General features: G+C 60.0%; 17 protein-coding genes. 6 read left to right on the forward strand and 11 right to left on the reverse strand.

Features of this window, described 5'->3' with window-relative positions; translation table 11 throughout:
- Positions 1-28: 28 nt before the first annotated feature.
- Positions 29-1,606: an alkyl hydroperoxide reductase subunit F gene (ahpF, locus tag JJQ76_RS06370; RefSeq protein ID WP_210395878.1), complete on the reverse strand. Its 1,578-nt coding sequence runs from the start codon at positions 1,604-1,606 to the stop codon at positions 29-31.
- A gap of 83 nt (positions 1,607-1,689) precedes the next feature.
- Positions 1,690-2,256: an alkyl hydroperoxide reductase subunit C gene (gene ahpC, locus JJQ76_RS06375; RefSeq protein WP_210395879.1), complete on the reverse strand. Its 567-nt coding sequence runs from the start codon at positions 2,254-2,256 to the stop codon at positions 1,690-1,692.
- 195 nt (positions 2,257-2,451) lie between these two features.
- Between ahpC and JJQ76_RS06380 the strand changes: the two genes are divergently transcribed.
- The 4 genes from JJQ76_RS06380 (at position 2,452) to JJQ76_RS06395 (ending at position 6,166) form a co-directional block, all read left to right on the forward strand.
- Positions 2,452-2,826: a hypothetical protein gene (locus JJQ76_RS06380; protein WP_210395880.1), complete on the forward strand. Its 375-nt coding sequence runs from the start codon at positions 2,452-2,454 to the stop codon at positions 2,824-2,826.
- A gap of 60 nt (positions 2,827-2,886) precedes the next feature.
- A complete protein-coding gene (locus JJQ76_RS06385) occupies positions 2,887-3,099 on the forward strand; it encodes a hypothetical protein (RefSeq protein ID WP_210395881.1) in 213 nt (70 codons plus the stop codon).
- Positions 3,100-3,248: 149 nt separating this feature from the next.
- Positions 3,249-5,123: a methyl-accepting chemotaxis protein gene (locus tag JJQ76_RS06390; RefSeq protein WP_210395882.1), complete on the forward strand. Its 1,875-nt coding sequence runs from the start codon at positions 3,249-3,251 to the stop codon at positions 5,121-5,123.
- Between the two features lie 155 nt (positions 5,124-5,278).
- Positions 5,279-6,166, forward strand: a complete 888-nt coding sequence (locus JJQ76_RS06395) for a DMT family transporter (RefSeq protein WP_210395883.1) — start codon at positions 5,279-5,281, stop codon at positions 6,164-6,166.
- A 1-nt stretch (position 6,167) separates the two neighbouring features.
- On the opposite strand, the gene JJQ76_RS06400 is transcribed toward JJQ76_RS06395, so the two are convergent.
- The 9 genes from JJQ76_RS06400 to dapB all read right to left on the reverse strand — a co-directional run bounded on the left by JJQ76_RS06400 (position 6,168) and on the right by dapB (position 15,241).
- Positions 6,168-6,623, reverse strand: a complete 456-nt coding sequence (locus tag JJQ76_RS06400; protein ID WP_246480332.1) for an Lrp/AsnC family transcriptional regulator — start codon at positions 6,621-6,623, stop codon at positions 6,168-6,170.
- Between the two features lie 125 nt (positions 6,624-6,748).
- Positions 6,749-7,261: an outer membrane lipoprotein gene (locus tag JJQ76_RS06405; RefSeq protein ID WP_210395884.1), complete on the reverse strand. Its 513-nt coding sequence runs from the start codon at positions 7,259-7,261 to the stop codon at positions 6,749-6,751.
- A gap of 142 nt (positions 7,262-7,403) precedes the next feature.
- Positions 7,404-7,697: a hypothetical protein gene (locus JJQ76_RS06410; RefSeq protein ID WP_210395885.1), complete on the reverse strand. Its 294-nt coding sequence runs from the start codon at positions 7,695-7,697 to the stop codon at positions 7,404-7,406.
- Between the two features lie 57 nt (positions 7,698-7,754).
- Complete coding sequence (locus JJQ76_RS06415; RefSeq protein ID WP_210395886.1) at positions 7,755-8,183, reverse strand: hypothetical protein; 429 nt, start codon at positions 8,181-8,183, stop codon at positions 7,755-7,757.
- A 67-nt stretch (positions 8,184-8,250) separates the two neighbouring features.
- Positions 8,251-8,727, reverse strand: a complete 477-nt coding sequence (greA, locus tag JJQ76_RS06420) for a transcription elongation factor GreA (protein WP_210395887.1) — start codon at positions 8,725-8,727, stop codon at positions 8,251-8,253.
- Positions 8,724-11,957 (reverse strand): carbamoyl-phosphate synthase large subunit, encoded by a 3,234-nt coding sequence (gene carB / locus JJQ76_RS06425; protein ID WP_210395888.1) that lies wholly within the window; start codon positions 11,955-11,957, stop codon positions 8,724-8,726. The genes greA and carB overlap by 4 nt, the downstream gene beginning before the upstream one ends.
- 71 nt (positions 11,958-12,028) lie before the next feature.
- Positions 12,029-13,159, reverse strand: coding sequence for a glutamine-hydrolyzing carbamoyl-phosphate synthase small subunit (gene carA, locus JJQ76_RS06430; RefSeq protein ID WP_210395889.1), 1,131 nt, complete (start codon positions 13,157-13,159; stop codon positions 12,029-12,031).
- A 258-nt stretch (positions 13,160-13,417) separates the two neighbouring features.
- Positions 13,418-14,206 carry an OmpA family protein gene (locus JJQ76_RS18120; protein ID WP_210395890.1) on the reverse strand — a complete coding sequence of 263 codons (789 nt, stop codon included), beginning with the start codon at positions 14,204-14,206 and terminating at the stop codon, positions 13,418-13,420.
- Positions 14,207-14,437: 231 nt separating this feature from the next.
- Positions 14,438-15,241 (reverse strand): 4-hydroxy-tetrahydrodipicolinate reductase, encoded by an 804-nt coding sequence (gene dapB, locus JJQ76_RS06440; RefSeq protein WP_210395891.1) that lies wholly within the window; start codon positions 15,239-15,241, stop codon positions 14,438-14,440.
- A 237-nt stretch (positions 15,242-15,478) separates the two neighbouring features.
- On the opposite strand from dapB, the gene JJQ76_RS06445 reads away from it, so the two are divergent.
- Together JJQ76_RS06445 and JJQ76_RS06450 are read left to right on the forward strand one after the other, a co-directional pair.
- Positions 15,479-15,871 (forward strand): DUF6627 family protein, encoded by a 393-nt coding sequence (locus JJQ76_RS06445; protein ID WP_210395892.1) that lies wholly within the window; start codon positions 15,479-15,481, stop codon positions 15,869-15,871.
- A 3-nt stretch (positions 15,872-15,874) separates the two neighbouring features.
- Entirely contained in the window at positions 15,875-16,852 is a 978-nt protein-coding gene (locus tag JJQ76_RS06450; RefSeq protein ID WP_210395893.1) for a PA2778 family cysteine peptidase, read from the forward strand.
- Positions 16,853-16,873 lie beyond the last annotated feature (21 nt).

Raw genomic sequence — 16,873 nt, forward strand, 5'->3', positions numbered from 1 at the left:
AGGGGCGGCTTTTTTTTGTCGAGCACCGTTAAGCAGCCTGCGAGCTCTCGTCAGCGTCCGGTTCAGCACTGCGGATCAAGTGGTCAAACGCCCCTAGTGCGGCTGTGGCCCCGCCGCCCATAGCGATGATGATCTGCTTGAATGGTACGGTGGTCACGTCTCCGGCGGCAAACACCCCGGCCATCGACGTGGCACCGCGGCTGTCGATCTCGATTTCACCAAAGCGGGTCAGCTCGACCGCACCCTCTCGCAGCCACTCGGTGTTCGGCATCAGCCCGATCTGCACAAAGATACCAGCAACATCCAGAGTGTGGCTTTCGCCGCTGCTGCGATCGGTGTACTGCATGCCGGTTACTCGGGTACCGTCGCCCAGCACCTCGGTAGTTTGCGCGCTGGCGATGATATCAACGTTGGCCAGCGAACGTGCCTTGCGCAGCAAGACTTCGTCGGCACGCAAGCTGTCGGCAAACTCCAGCACCGTGACATGCTCAACGATACCCGCCAGATCGATCGCCGCTTCAATACCCGAGTTGCCGCCACCAACCACCGCCACGCGTTTGCCTTTAAACAGCGGACCGTCGCAGTGTGGACAGTAGGCAACCCCTTTGCCCCGATACTGCTGCTCGCCCGGCACGTTCAGTTCTCGCCAGCGGGCACCCGTAGCCAACACCACCGCACGCGCTGACAGGGTCGCGCCGCTCTCCAGCCCCACTCGGATCAACTCATCACGCTCCAGCGACGCTGCCCGCTGATTGGTGATCACCTCAACCGCGTAACTCTTGACGTGCTCCTCCAGGCTGGCCACCAGCTTCGGACCCTCGGTATAGGGCGTGGCGATAAAGTTCTCGATACCGACCGTATCGGCCACCTGGCCGCCGAAGCGCTCGGCCACCACTCCGGTACGAATGCCCTTACGGGCGGCGTAGATCGCGGCCGCTGCACCAGCGGGCCCACCACCGACTACCAGCAGATCGTAAGGCGCACGCTCGTTCAGTTCGGCGGCGCTCTTCTCCGACGATCCGCTATCGAGCCGGGCGACGATCTCCTCCAAGCTCATGCGGCCATTACCAAATAGCTCACCGTTCAGATAGACCGAGGGGACCGCCATGACGTTGCGCCGCTCGACCTCGTCCTGATACAGCGCACCATCGATCATCACGTGGCTGATATTGGGATTGAGTGTCGCCATCAGATTCAGCGCCTGGACCACATCAGGGCAGTTCTGGCAAGAGAGCGACACATAGGTTTCAAAGTGGTAGTCCCCCTCGAGCGCGCGAATCTGCTGCTGCAGAGCTTCGTCCGCCCGCGCCGGATAACCGCTGCTCTGCAACAGCGCCAGCACCAACGAGGTAAACTCATGACCCAGCGGAATACCCGCGAAGCGGATGCGCGGCACGTGACCGGCCAAGCCCACGCCCAGACTGGGGGTGCGCGTGTCCGCCACGGCTTCCACGGTAATTTGTGCCGACAGCGCAGCAATCTCGCCGGCCAGTGCCGTCAACTCTTGCCCCTTGGGACTTTCATCGCTGGACACGCTGAGGGTGATCGGCGCGACGATCTTCTGCAGATAGGTGTCCAACTGTTGCTTTAACGTTGCGTCTAACATGGGCGTGTCCTTCTAAATTTGAGCGTTAACACCTGGTAACAGCTACCGCCCCGACTCGGCGGAGCGGTAGCAGCAGGCAGCCGTTAGATCTTGCCGACCAGGTCCAGCGAGGGAGCCAGGGTCGCCTCACCCTCTTTCCACTTCGCCGGGCACACCTCACCCGGGTGCGCCGCGACATACTGCGCTGCTTTGACCTTGCGCAGCAGTTCACTGGCATCGCGCCCGATACCGCCGGCGGTGATCTCGACAATCTGGATCTTGCCGTCGGGGTCGATCACGAACGTACCCCGCTCGGCCAGTCCGGCTTCTTCGATCATGACGTCAAAATTGCGAGTCAGCTGGCCGGTTGGATCACCAATCATCGGGAACTGGATCTTGCCGATGGTCTCGGAGCTGTCATGCCAGGCCTTGTGGGTAAAGTGGGTATCGGTGGATACCGCATAGATCTCTACACCCATGCGCTGAAACTCGGCGTAGTTGTCCGCCAGGTCGCCAAGCTCAGTGGGGCACACAAAGGTGAAGTCCGCCGGGTAGAAGAACAGGATGGACCACTTGCCTTTGAGGGCTTCGTCAGAAACCGGCACAAACTCGCCGTTGTGGAAAGCGGTCGCGTTAAACGGCTTAATCTCAGTGTTAATGTATGAGGACATGTTGATCTCCATAGTCAGTTGTTAGGGTTAGCCTCGAACTCGAGATCAGAATACGAGCAAGCATCCCTGTTGTTAAATTGATTAAAAAAAATAATTCGATAGCTTTTAGCTATAGAAATAAGACTATCGTTTTTAAGCTAACCTTCCTGTTACCGGCCAGCCCCTGTTGGGCCCAAAGCTGGTAAGGACAGCCCTATGGAGATCCTCACCGCTCTCGCCGTTGCCGCCGCGCTGGTTTGGCTGTGGCGTCGGCAACCCTCAGCAAAGCAGCGCTCAGCGCCAGCAAAGAAGGCGCCGAAGTCGCGCTGGCATGCGGTTGAAGTACTCGCCAGCGCTAATGCGTGCAGCGCCGCCCACAACGCCCGTGGACATCGTTTTCTGTCGCGTGAATCACCCACCCTGCCGCTTGAGAACTGCGACTGCAGCCAGTGCAATTGCCGCTTCAAGCACCATGAAGATCGTCGCAGCGGCGATCGACGCACCCATCTGGATCGCACCTACCACCAAATAACAGCGTCCGTTGGACAGGAACGCCGTCAGCGACACGATCGTCGGCGCGCCCTGATCTAGCTCATAGTGCAACGCAGCATGCAGCGCTATAATGGCGCCGTTAATTACTGGAGAACTCCCATGAACCCGATCAGCTACACCGGTCTGGCCGACGACGACCGTCGAATTAACCGCGAACTACAGGCGATGGGTGCCTTTGATGGCCACCCCGAACAACCGACTCAACTGGCATTGCTGTGGCGGAGCCTCGTCGACTTCATGCGCTGGATGCGCTGGAAGGCTGAGATCAGCGCCAACGGTTGCCGCCTCGGCGTCAGCCACGCAGTTCATTAAACCCGCCCCTCCGCCGCGCGGGCTTGAGGCCCGCGCCGGCATTTGCTCTTCCTGCCCTCCTGATCTGCTCACCCGATAGCCGTTGTGCTAAATTTCCGGTACCTTTTCAGCACTCGCTAATTTGCGTTAGCGGTTTCCATGGAGTTCGCATGACCCTGACCTTTAAAAGAAAAATATCGCTGGTCATTCTGATCGCCGTACTCTGTACCGGCGCGCTGGCCATCACATCATTGGTAGCGATGAACGCCATCCTCAAAGCCCAGAATCACCTCAACAGCCTTCGCGAGGTCGCCGACAGCAGCATGGAGCTGCAGATAGAGCTCTACGCCGCTCGCGAGATCGGCAGCCGGCTCGCGCCGGACACCGTCGCCCAACTTGAGACCCAGATAGAAGCCGTGGCCGGTGAATACCGTGGCAATCTTGAGGCTTCGGCCAAGGCGGCCCAGGAGCCCCGGGTACACGACTCACTGCCGCCGATACTGAATGCTCTGGATCGACACGTCACTGATCTGCGCCGCTGGGTAGTGCTGAAAAAAGAGTTCGGACTGACCCCCGCCGATGGACTGCTGGGGCAACTTAATCGTACCGCTGAAGATCTGAACCAAGGGGTATCCAACTTCTCTGGATTGGCGGGGGTATTCCAGACCGTGCGCCAGCACGAGAAAGACTTTCTATTGTCCGCCGACCCGGCCAACGCCAGCGCTGCACTCGACGCGCTGGCGCAACTGCGCAAGGACCTGGTGGATTTCGACTTCGACAAATACGTCACCCTGACCGATCAGTACCAAGCCCAGTTCACCCAACTGAGCGCCGGCTATGGCGAACTGGTCACGCTGGAGAAGGAGCTCCGCCAGGAGGTCAGCGAACTGATCGCGATCAGCGGCGAGCTGGAGCGTCTGATTGAAGATCAGCTGATGGTGCAAGCCTCCCAGCATGCAGAAATGGCCGCCAGTCGCGCCCAGCCGATGATTATTGGCACCGGCAGCCTGGCGCTGGTTCTGATCGCACTGCTGCTGGTGACGACCGGACGGGCGGCCAACCGCGGCTTCGCGGCCACCAACACGGCCCTCAGCCGGGTGGCCGCGGGTGACCTCCGGGTCCAACTGGAAAGTAGCCGACGGGATGAGTTCGGCGATCTGGCACGTTCGGTCAACCAGATGAGTGACGGTCTGAAATCTGTGGTGGGTCATCTGAGCAGCAGCAGTAGCGAGCTCAGCAGCATGTCGGACAGTCTCTCCGGTTCGGTGGACAGCATCGCCCGAGGTAACCAACAGGTCGCAGAAAAGGCCACCTCTCTCGCGGCAGCCACCGAGCAGATGAGCGCAACGGTATCGGAAGTCGCCCAAACCACGCATCAGGTCAACGAAGCGACCGATCAGGCCAAGCAAGCGGCCACCGATGGCAGCCAGGTGATCTCCCGCGCCCTGCGAGCACTGGGCGACGTGGCGGAGACTGTCAGCAATACGGCGGGGCAGATGGCTGAACTCGGTCAACGAACCGAACGAATCGACATGGTGATCGAGGTTATTCGAGGCGTCGCCGAGCAGACCAATCTGCTGGCTCTGAACGCGGCCATCGAGGCGGCCCGAGCCGGTGAAGCCGGCCGTGGTTTTGCTGTGGTTGCCGACGAGGTACGCGCACTGGCAGAGAAGACGGTACAGGCCTCCGACGAAATCACCGAAATTGTCCACAGCCTGCAACAAGGCACGCGCGATGCGGTTAGCGCCATTGAAGCGGGCAAAGAGCGTGCCGAGCAGGGCAATGCCCATGGGGCCAGCGCCGCAGAGGCGGTTGCCCAGATCGAGCAGCAGGTGGCAAGCGCCTCTTCGGGCACCGACCAGATCGCCGTCGCAATCGAGCAGCTCTCCAGCACCGTCAAGGAGATGGCCGCCAATATGGAGGAGATCTCCGGGGCGGTGAACGATAGCGCCCGCCAGGTAGACAGCATTGTCGATACCAGTCAGCAAGTAGCTCACAAGGCGACCGAGCTGCAGCAGCTTACCCACCGTTTCCAGCTGGATTAACCTCCGAATCGCCTTGGCCTTCGATTCAAAGGCCAAGGCGATCAATTAAGCCCAAACAACAGGGCTACAGCCATCATTTCCTTCGCATTACCCTGCTAAAACCCGCGCCGCCCGCCCTACAATAGCGTCCACACTCACTGCCGACGGACACCACCATGCCGCTGTTTGGTCTCTCTCATCTGATGCTGTTTGCCGTTGCCGCCATCTGGGGATTCGCCTTTGTTGCCCAAAGTGCGGGCATGGATCATCTCGGCCCCCACAGCTTTAACGCCGCGCGACTGGCTCTGGGAGCACTGTCTCTGGTGCCGCTGTGGCTTCTGATGGGCAAGCGGCGACAGCCCGGGGGGCGCCCTTTGTGGCTGGGCGGCGCGCTGGCGGGTAGCATCATGTTCGGAGGATTCGCCTGTCAGCAGATGGGCTTGGTCGATACCACCGCGGGCAACGCTGGCTTTATTACCGGCATGTATATCGTCATGGTGCCGTTGGTCGGCTTCGTGCTCGGCCAACGCCCCCGGCCACATACCTGGGCCGGCGTGGCGCTGGCGGTTGCCGGACTTTACAGTTTGTCTATCGGGCCTGATTTCAGTATCAACCGTGGCGACCTGCAGGTACTGATCGGCGCCCTGTTCTGGACCGCCCATGTACTGGTGATTGGCTGGCTATCGCCCAAAGTAGACGCCATCAGCCTGGCCATCTGGCAGTTTGTCGTCGCCAGCCTGTGGGCCACCGCCATCGCGCTCTGGCTGGAGACGCCGCAACTGGGGGACTTTGGCAACGCCTGGCTGTCGCTTGTTTACGCCGGAGTCGCCTCCAGCGGTATCGCCTTTACCTTGCAGATCATCGCCCAGCGCAAGGTCGAACCCAGCATCACCGCACTGATTCTATCTTTGGAAGCGGTGTTCGCGGTCATCGGCGGCTGGCTGTTACTGGGCGAGTCGCTGGGAAGTCGTGAGCTGACCGGCTGCGCGCTGATGCTGGCCGGCATGCTGATCAGTCAATGGCCCGCCAAAACGCGCCAACAGGCACTGCCGGCAGCGGGGTAAATCAGCGCCCGGCAGCGTCCACAAAGCTGCCCGGTAATACCCGGTCGCGGGGTTTGGACAGCACCACCATGGTATTGGTATCACTGAGGGTACAGAAACGCTCCAGCACGTCGTCCAACATCGGCATGGTGGGTGCCGCCACCTTGACGATAAAGGCCTGCTCGCCAGTGACGTTATAGCACTCGATTACTTCATCGCTGTCGAGCACCAGCTGCTTGAACTGCTTCTCTTTGGCACGAAACACCCGGCACTGCACCAGTGCCACAATGGGGTATCCCAACTTGTCCAGGTCGATGTCGGCTCGGTAGCCACGTATCACACCGGCGGCTTCTAGCTTGCGCACACGCTCCGCTACCGCCGGAGCCGACAGGTGCACACGCTTGCCCAGCTCAGCAAAGGATATCCGGGCATCGTCCTGCAGCGTTTTGATAATTTTACAGTTAATCGGATCCAGCATAGCGGGGAAGGTCCCTAGTATCAGTCACCTGCGCACTATGGCCAAGAACGCGCTGCAGCTCAACAGCCAGCCGCGCCTTCGGGTAAGGAGCAAGCCGGCACGTCCGGCCTGTTCGACCCCGCGGTCTAGTCGCGATACTGGGTTTCGTGGGTACGATCGTAGATCTGCTGCTGACTGGTATCGAGCTGCAATACCGCCCGCCCACCGGACAGGTATTTGACGAACACCGGGGTGTTGGGCAGCATCTGCGCTCCCTGCTGCACCACCTGAACCGTACGGCCATTTCGCAGCTCAACAATATAGGCGAAGGCTTTCTCGTTGTAAGAGGTGGCCTTATCCCCCACCATGCCCCCTACCAACGCACCGCCCGCCGTGGCCCAGTCCTGACCGGAGCCACCGCCAACCTGATGCCCCAAACCGGCACCAATAATGGCACCGACCAGCTGCCCACCCGCCGTTCCGCCATCTTTAACCGCCACCTCTTCGACGGTCAAAATAACGCCACGCTGGATGGAGGTCGCCCGCTGCGCCTCGGCAGCGCTATAGGTGTCTTGCTGCAGGTTGGTAGGGTTGGACAGACAGCCACTCAGGGTAAGCGGGAGTGCGGCGGCCAGCACGAGATAATGAAGGCGGTTCATAGGTGTCTCCTGTAGCACGGTGTGCTTATCCCCGATTGGGCTTTCGTTAAGGCAAAGAGTTCCGTTAAACAGTCAGGGTTATGATCACGTCGACGGCCAGCAATCACATCCGGCATGCAGCTATAGTCACCACAAACGGGTTTCAACTCAACAGGATGCGCCCACTGGCATCATAGCTCGCCACGTGCTGCGGATAGAGGGTGACCAGATGCTCAGGCAGATTGCTCTCGACCAGCAGGGTCAGCACGCCGGACTCGGACACCGGCTTGGCAATCACCTGATAGGCGCGACCGGGAGTCAGTAGCTCCACCCCTGCTTCATCATAGGCGTGCTCCACCATGACCCGATCACCGACGCCGATCTCCCGCCAAAGAAAATCAGCCTCAACCATCGACTCCGACAGCTGTCTTGCCACATCATCTTGCGTGTCCGTCACCGCTGCTCCCCATCAACCCCTGCTTAACACTATAGACAGCCAATTGCCGTCAGCGCTTCAAGGGTGCACCCGGATCCCCAGACGTTCGATATCCGCCGCCGGTTCGCCGCGCATCAGCTGCAACAGCTGCTCGCGTGCATCCGCCTTGCCCATGCCGTGCGCCTGTAGCTGCCGGAGCAAACGTTCGAAACAAGCCCGCGACACGTTGCTTTGCGGTTGGTCCATACGGCGGTCGGAGAACAGATCCATAAGGGTAGAACCGCAGCGGCAATTGCGATACAGCTCAAGAAACCGCCCCTCCTCCTCGTCGTCCACCGCCTTGACCGAACGACCGGTTACCGGCGTATCGGTGTGCTGGACAAACTCCTCAGGGCTGGCATAAATCGCACCGCAGTTGGCGCAACGCTTGGGGAATGCCGTGGCCGACAGTTGCTGCAGCCCCACCAACAGACGGTCGCACTCCTGGCTCGATAATTTACCGCTCATCTCTGTTCTCCGGCTCAATCGGGCACAAAAAAGCCGGGCATGCCCGGCTTTTTTAACGCAGCATCAGTTAACGATGATGCACCTGGGCGATTTCAAACTCAACCTCGCCACCCGGTGTTTGCACCACGACCTCGTCGCCTTCCTCTTTGCCGATCAGCGCACGTGCGATAGGTGAATTAACTGAAATCTTCTTCAACTTGAGGTCGGCCTCGTCGTCACCAACGATTTGATAGCTCACCTCTTCGTCAGTACCCAGATTGATCAGATCAACCGTGGTGCCAAAAATCACCTTCCCACTATGGGGAATCGCAGTGACATCGATCACCTGAGCCAACGACAGTTTGCTCTCGATCTCCTTGATCCGACCTTCGGCAAAGCCCTGCTGCTCACGCGCAGCATGATACTCGGCGTTCTCTTTCAGATCGCCGTGCTCCCGCGCGTCGGCGATCGCTTGGATAATGCGCGGACGTTCGACAGTTTTCAGCGTATTGAGCTCTTCGCGGAGGCGCTTCTCCCCCGCTACGGTCATCGGGATCTTCTTCATAGCTGATTACCTGCACTGATTCCGGCGTGCAGATCCTGCAAACGCCGAACCTGTTTCTCTTCACCAAACTGCATTGCCGCAACCTCCGCCACGGCACCGGCCAAGGTGGTGGTGTAGGGGATTTTATGCTGCAGCGCAGAGCGACGGATAGCCGCGGAATCGGCGATCGCACGGCGCCCTTCGGTGGTATTGACCACATACACGATCTCGTCGTTCTTGATCATGTCGACGATATTGGGGCGCCCCTCGTTAACCTTGTTGACCCGCTCCGACGCAATGCCATTCTCGCTCAGCAGAGTGTGGGTTCCTTCGGTCGCCACCAGTTCGAAGCCGAGCGCCACCAGATCACGAGCAACAGCAACCACGCCGTCCTTGTCGACGTCACGAACGCTGATAAACGCCTTGCCAGTGGAAGGCATCTTCTCGCCGGTACCCACGTGGGCTTTCCAGAACGCCTCACCGAAGGTGTCACCGACACCCATGACTTCACCGGTAGACTTCATCTCCGGACCAAGGATCGGGTCGACGCCCGGGAACTTGTTGAACGGGAACACCGCTTCTTTGACGCTGAAGTAGCTGGGTACAATCTCCTGGGTGAAGTTCTGCGCTTCCAGGCTCGTACCCGCCATCACGCGAGCCGCGATCTTGGCCAACGAAGTTCCGATGCACTTGGAAACGAAGGGCACGGTACGCGACGCGCGCGGGTTCACCTCGATGACGTAAATCTCACCATCCTGATAGGCCAGCTGAGTATTCATCAAGCCCACCACACCCAGCTCCATGGCCATGGCCGCAACCATGTCACGCATCTGGTCCTGAACCTCTTTGGCCAGGTTATAGGGCGGCAGGGAGCAGGCAGAGTCACCGGAGTGCACACCACACTGTTCGATATGCTGCATGATCGCGCCGATAACGACGCGTTCACCATCGCAAACGGCGTCAATATCGACCTCGATGGCGGCGGACAGGAAGCGATCCAACAGTACCGGTGCGTCGTTGGAAACCTGCACCGCCTCGTTCATGTAGCGACGCAGTTCGTCCTCGTTGTAAACGATCTCCATCGCCCGGCCACCCAGCACGTAGGAGGGGCGCACCACCATCGGATAGCCAATCTGTTCGGCCTTCACGACCGCCTCTTCCAGCGAGCGCACGGTGGCATTTTCCGGCTGCTTGAGCTCCAGTTTCTGAATCATCTGCTGGAACCGTTCGCGGTCCTCGGCACGGTCGATAGCTTCAGGGCTGGTACCGATGATTGGCACGCCGGCCGCTTCCAGCGCCACGGCCAGCTTCAGCGGGGTCTGACCGCCATACTGGACGATCACACCCTTGGGCTTTTCAACATTGACGATCTCAAGCACATCTTCCAGCGTCACCGGCTCAAAGAACAGCCGGTCAGAGGTATCGTAATCGGTGGATACCGTCTCGGGATTACAGTTGACCATGATGGTCTCGTAACCGTCTTCACGCATCGCCAGCGCAGCATGTACGCAGCAGTAGTCGAACTCGATCCCCTGGCCGATGCGGTTGGGACCACCACCCAGTACCATGATCTTGTCGCGGCTGGAGGGATTGGCTTCACACTCCTCCTCGTAGGTGGAGTACATGTACGCGGTATCGGTGGCAAACTCGGCGGCGCAGGTGTCCACCCGCTTGTAAACCGGACGCACGCCCAGCGCGTGGCGGCGCTTGCGGAACTCTTTTTCGGACACGCCCAGCAATTCGGCCAGACGAGCGTCAGAGAAGCCCTTGCGCTTGAGGCGGTAAACTAACTCTTTATTGAGGTCGGCAGCACCCAGCTTGGCAACCTTGGCCTCCTCTTTAATCAGGTCTTCCAGCTGCACCAGGAACCAGGGATCTACACCGGTGATCTTGTACAGCTCATCAACACTCATGCCGGCACGGAAGGCATCGCCGATATACCAGATGCGATCGGAACCCGGATCCTTCAACTCGCGCATCAGCTGATCGCGGGCCTCTTCGTCGTTAAGATCCAGCACCGGATCCAGACCATTGACCCCGACCTCCAGCCCGCGCAGGGCTTTCTGCATCGATTCCTGAATGGTCCGGCCGATCGCCATCACCTCGCCCACAGACTTCATCTGGGTAGTCAGGCGGTCGTTGGCCTGCGGAAACTTCTCGAAGGCGAACCGCGGGATCTTGGTCACGACATAGTCGATGGAGGGCTCAAACGACGCGGGCGTGCGGCCACCGGTGATCTCGTTCTGCAGCTCATCCAGGGTGTAACCCACCGCTAGCTTGGCAGCCACTTTGGCGATCGGGAAGCCGGTCGCCTTGGAAGCCAGTGCAGAGGAGCGCGACACCCGCGGGTTCATCTCGATCACCACCATACGGCCGGTAGTGGGGCACATGCCGAACTGGACGTTGGAACCGCCAGTCTCGACACCGATCTCGCGCAATACCGCCAGCGAGGCGTCCCGCATCACCTGATACTCTTTATCGGTCAGGGTTTGAGCGGGCGCCACGGTGATGGAGTCGCCGGTGTGCACACCCATGGCGTCGAAGTTTTCGATCGAGCAGACGATGATGCAGTTGTCGTTCTTATCGCGAACCACCTCCATCTCATACTCTTTCCAGCCGATCAGGGATTCGTCGATCAGCAGTTCGTTGGTGGGCGACAGCTCCAGGCCGCGCTCGCAGATCTCCACGAACTCCTCTTTGTTGTAGGCAATACCGCCACCAGAGCCGCCCATGGTAAAGCTGGGGCGGATGATGCAGGGGAAGCCCAATGATGCCTGTACCTGCAGCGCCTCTTCCATGCTATGGGCAATCGCCGCGCGCGGACACTCAAGGCCGATGCTCTTCATCGCCTTGTCGAAACGGTCGCGGTCTTCGGCCTTGTCGATGGCATCGGCGGTGGCGCCGATCATCTCGACACCGTACTTCTCCAGCACCCCTTCACGGGCCAGGTCCAGGGCGCAGTTGAGCGCCGTCTGGCCGCCCATGGTGGGCAGCACCGCATCGGGGCGCTCTTTTTCAATGATCTTGGTGACGGTCTTCCAGTTAATCGGCTCGATATAGGTCGCATCGGCCATGGTCGGATCGGTCATGATGGTGGCCGGATTGGAGTTCACCAGAATGACGCGGTAGCCCTCTTCGCGCAGCGCCTTACACGCCTGGGCGCCGGAGTAGTCAAATTCACACGCCTGGCCGATGATGATGGGGCCGGCACCGAGAATAAGGATGCTTTCAATGTCTGTACGTTTTGGCATGGATCAAAACCGATAGTAATTCGTTCTCTGACGGTGCGGTGACTGGCACCGCACATCCCGTTCGCTGGTGATCAGCGACGCGCCTGCATGGCGTCGATAAAGCGGTCGAACAGCGGCGCCACGTCACGCGGCCCGGGGCTGGCTTCCGGATGCCCCTGGAAACTGAACGCCGACTTGTCGGTACGCTCAATGCCCTGCAGCGAGCCGTCAAACAGTGATTTGTGCGTGGCACGCAGGTTGGTCGGCAGAGTCGCTTCGTCCACAGCGAAGCCGTGATTCTGGCTGGTGATCATCACCGTGCCCTGATCAATATCCTGCACCGGATGGTTGGCACCGTGATGGCCAAACTTCATCTTGATCGTCTGCGCGCCACTGGCCAGCGCCAGCAGTTGGTGCCCCAGACAGATGCCAAACACCGGCAGTTCGGTTTCCAGCACCTGCTGAATCGCCTCGATGGCATAGGTGCAGGGCTCTGGGTCGCCAGGGCCGTTGGAAAGGAACACGCCGTCAGGATTCATCGCCAACACATCCGCAGCCGGAGTCTTGGCCGGCACCACGGTCAGTTTGCAACCGCGCTCCACCAACATCCGCAGGATGTTGCGCTTGACGCCGAAGTCATAAGCCACCACGTGGTAGGGCTGCTCACCCTCGGGGGTAGGGTGGCCGACGCCGCGCTGCCAGGTGGACTCTGTCCACTGATAGGTTTCGTTGGTAGTCACCTCTTTGGCGAGGTCCATACCCTTGAGACCGGGAAACGCCTGTGCTGCGGCAATGGCGGCAGCCTCATCGATTGCGTCACCCGCCATGATGCACCCGTTCTGCGAGCCCTTCTCGCGCAGGATGCGGGTCAGGCGACGGGTATCAATATCGGCAATGCCGATGATGTTGTTATCGCGCAGGTATTGATCCAGCGACTTTTCCTGGCGCCAGTTGCTCGACAGCAACGGCAGGTCACGGATGACCAGGCCCGCTGACCAGATGCGACTGGACTCCTCGTCTTCACTGTTGGTACCGGTATTACCGATATGGGGATAGGTCAGAGTGACGATCTGACGGGCGTAGGAGGGATCGGTGAGTATCTCCTGATAGCCGGTCATGGAAGTGTTGAAAACCACTTCGCCGCTGGTTTGTCCGTCTGCACCGATGGCCACACCCTTGAAGACGGATCCGTCCGCCAAGGCCAGAATGGCTGGTTTGCTCAATGTTATTTCCCCCGAAATGCGCTGTAACCTGATAAAAAGCTGGCCGTTATCTGCAAAAAAGCGAGATGCGAACCGATCATCCGCATCCCGCTTTTTCAGGAAGATTTTTCCTGGCGACTTTCTGTCGGCCAAATTGGCTGCATATTACCGGAATAGCCGCATCGATTCCAGCGCCAATTGGCACTCACCAACTTGCTGCGGCGCCAAAAAAAAAGCCGCGACGTTAACCGCCGCGGCCATGCCTGGAAGGGTAACGAGCTAGTTTTTAACCATACCGCTCACCTCGGCCTCGACACGACGGTTCTTGGCACGCCCCTCGCGGGTACTATTGTCGGCGATCGGGTCGCTCTCGCCATGACCCACAGCTTCTAGCTGACCGGCGTCGACACCGTAGTTATCCACCATGTACTGCTTGACCGCATCCGCTCGGCGCTGGGACAGATCCTGATTATAGGCCGCAGCGCCCTGGCTATCGGTGTGTCCGTGAATAGTGACTCTGGTGTCCGGATCCGCTTTCAGCACATAAGCCAGCGCCTCCATCTGGGTCGCATACGCCGACGTCACTTCAGCTGAGTTGTTGGCAAACTGCACGTTCAGGCTAACCGAGACGGTTTTCATCGTCTGCAGTTCACACCCCTTGTCGTCAACCGCGACACCCGGCGCGGTGCCCGGACACTGGTCCATATAATCGGCCACGCCATCGCCATCGCTATCCAGCGGACAGCCCACGGCATCAACCTCAACCCCCCTGGGGGTGTTCGGGCACTGATCCTGGGCGTCAACAACACCGTCACCGTCCGAATCAACCGGCTCCGGTGCCGCCATCATCGGTTTCATGATCTCGTCACAGCCTTCAACCTGGGTGCCCTTGGTCCAACGCCCGGTGCGGACACAGTCACCGTCACTGTCTTTGGCATAAACGCCACTGCTGTCATGCCAATAGGCACAGTGATCCAAATCGCCCTCTGTACAACTCCCATGAGCCAGCACCTGCAGCGGCAGCGACAGCAGAGCCGAAGCCGCGGAAACCAATACCAGTTTTCTCATAAACGCTCTCCTTGTAGTCACGCTGCCGCACCCCGACAGCCCCCCTTGCTGCCACTACCGGCCTCGAACTTGTCACGCGGGTCGTCTGATACGGACAGCCGCCGGACAAACGAACCACGCAGTAATGGGGGTGGTACAAGTGGTTATAGTTGCTGCCTCGAAAAAAACCAGCCGGAAACAAAAAAAGCCGGTAAAAACCGGCTTCTATCAGCGCACTACCCAGTCGCGAACTCAGCGCAGCCCCAACACGTCCTGCATATCGAACTGCCCCTTGTGATGCTGCTGCAACCACGCTGCAGCACGCACCGCACCTTTGGCAAAGGTCATCCGGCTGCTGGCCTTGTGGGTAATCTCTACCCGTTCACCTTCGGTGGCAAACAGCACGGTGTGATCCCCCACCACATCACCAGCACGCACGGTGGCAAACCCGATCTCCCCGGCGGGACGGGCGCCAATCTGGCCTTCGCGGCCGTAGACCGCACACTCGGACAGATCGCGACCAAGCGCTTCAGCCACCACCTCGCCCAAGCGCAGCGCAGTGCCCGATGGCGAATCCACTTTGTGGCGATGGTGCGCCTCGATCACCTCGATGTCGTAATCCTCGTTCAGCACTTTGGCGGCCACTTCCAGCAGCTTGAAGCAGAGGTTCACTCCCACGCTCATGTTGGGCGCAAACACCACACCAACCGATTCACCTGCCGCGGCAATCTGCTGCTTCTGCGCATCGTTGAAACCGGTAGTACCAATCACAATCTGCTTGCCGTGCTGGCAACAGAACGCCAGATTGGCCAGTGTCAGTTCGATGGTGGTGAAGTCAATCAGCACATCGAACTGATCAACTACCGCCGCCAGGCTCCCGGAAGCCGGCACGCCGAGCTTGCCGACACCAATCAACTCGCCGACATCGACCCCCACCAGGCTGCTGCTCGGGTTTACAATAGCCGCGCCCAGCTCAACACCCTCTGCCGCCACTACGGCCTGCAACAGGTTCTTACCCATCCGTCCGGCTGCGCCGGTCACCGCGATGCGTGTCATAGCTTGTCTCCACACTCAATACTGCCCAATGGCGGCCATTATACAGATTCGGCTTGCGCAGGTTAGTCCACGCGGGAAGAACTGAGCGCCTGAGGTGTTGTCACATCAAGCGCCACTAAGGGGCGCGTGCTTCCGGCACGCATTCGCTGCGTATCTATAAACCCTTAGCTGGCGCTTTCCAGCCCAGGGGCACGCTTCGCTTATACTGTCTCAGGCACAACTCAACAGGAGATCACCATGCATCGTTTTTCCCGTCAGCTTCTTGCCCTTGCTACCTCTTTCTCCTTGCTGTTCGCCACGCTGCCGGCCGCGAACGCAGCGATGGTCGACAACAGCACTCTGTTCGGACACAGCCAGATGGACGAACAGCGCCAGCAACTGAAACAACTGCTGGCTCGCGACGACGTCCGCGACCAACTGCTGGCACTGGGCGCCGACCCGGCCACACTGGACCAGCGCATCAACCACCTGACAACCGATGAGCTGGCCGCGATCAATGGCAAGCTTGAAGAGCTGCCCGCCGGATCGGGTGTGCTGGGTATCGCACTGGTGGTGTTTATTGTCTTCGTCGTCACCGATGTGATCGGTGCCACCGACATCTTCCCGTTCATCCACCCGGTAAAACACTGACCTATGAACAGGCTATGGCTGGCGGCGCTGTTGGCCGCCATGCTGACCGGCTGTACCAGCGCCCCACAAACCACCCAGCTACGAGAGAGCGGCTTGCTCGACCAGCCATCGTCGCTGGTTAGCGGGGTGCCGTTTTACCCCCAGACTACCGACCAGTGCGGCCCGGCAGCACTGGCCGCCGTGCTTAACTTTCGCCAGATAGACACCAACCCGGAGCAGCTGCGCCAAAGCGTTTATCTGGCGCAGCGTGGCGGCAGCCTGCAAAGCGACCTGATTGCGGCGACCCGTGCCGCCGGGTTACAGCCCTTTCCGCTCCCGCCAGAGCTGGGTGCGCTGCTGCAGGAGCTGGCCGCCGGCAACCCGGTGCTGGTACTGCAGAATCTCGGCCTGGACATGCTTCCCCGCTGGCACTACGCCGTGGCGGTCGGTTACGATCGCGAGCAGCAGGCCATTATTCTACATTCCGGCGAAAACAGGGCACTGCGCCGCCCCCTGGCACTATTCGAACAAAGCTGGAGCCGCGCCCAACGCTGGGCACTGGTGGTTACCTCGCCGACCCAACCGCCCGCCACGGCCACCGCCAAGTCCTGGTTGCGGGCCACCCTGCAGCTGGAGCAGGTCGGACAGCTGTCCAGCGCGCAACAGGGCTACCGCAGCCTGACCACCCAGTGGCCTGAATTCGTCGATGGTTGGATCGCGCGAGCCAACGCCGACTACAGCGCGGGCAGCCCTGCCCTAGCGCTAAGCCACTATCAGCAGGCCCTGAGGCTGGACTTAGCCAATACCAGCGCTTGGAACAACCAAGCCTACGCACTGGAGCGTATCGGGTGCGATGGGCAGGCGATTGCCTCACTGCACTGCGGCTTAAGGTACGACCCGAGCGATGCCCGGTTGCTCGACAGCCTGAACGAACTGGGCAACGCGAGCAAACCCGTGAGTCAACCTCAGGCGGACAACTGCCCGATCATCCTCTGCCCCTGAACGCAAAAGCGGCCCGCAGGC

The organism is Motiliproteus sediminis, assembly GCF_017912535.1.
GTDB classification, from domain to species: domain Bacteria; phylum Pseudomonadota; class Gammaproteobacteria; order Pseudomonadales; family Balneatricaceae; genus Motiliproteus; species Motiliproteus sediminis.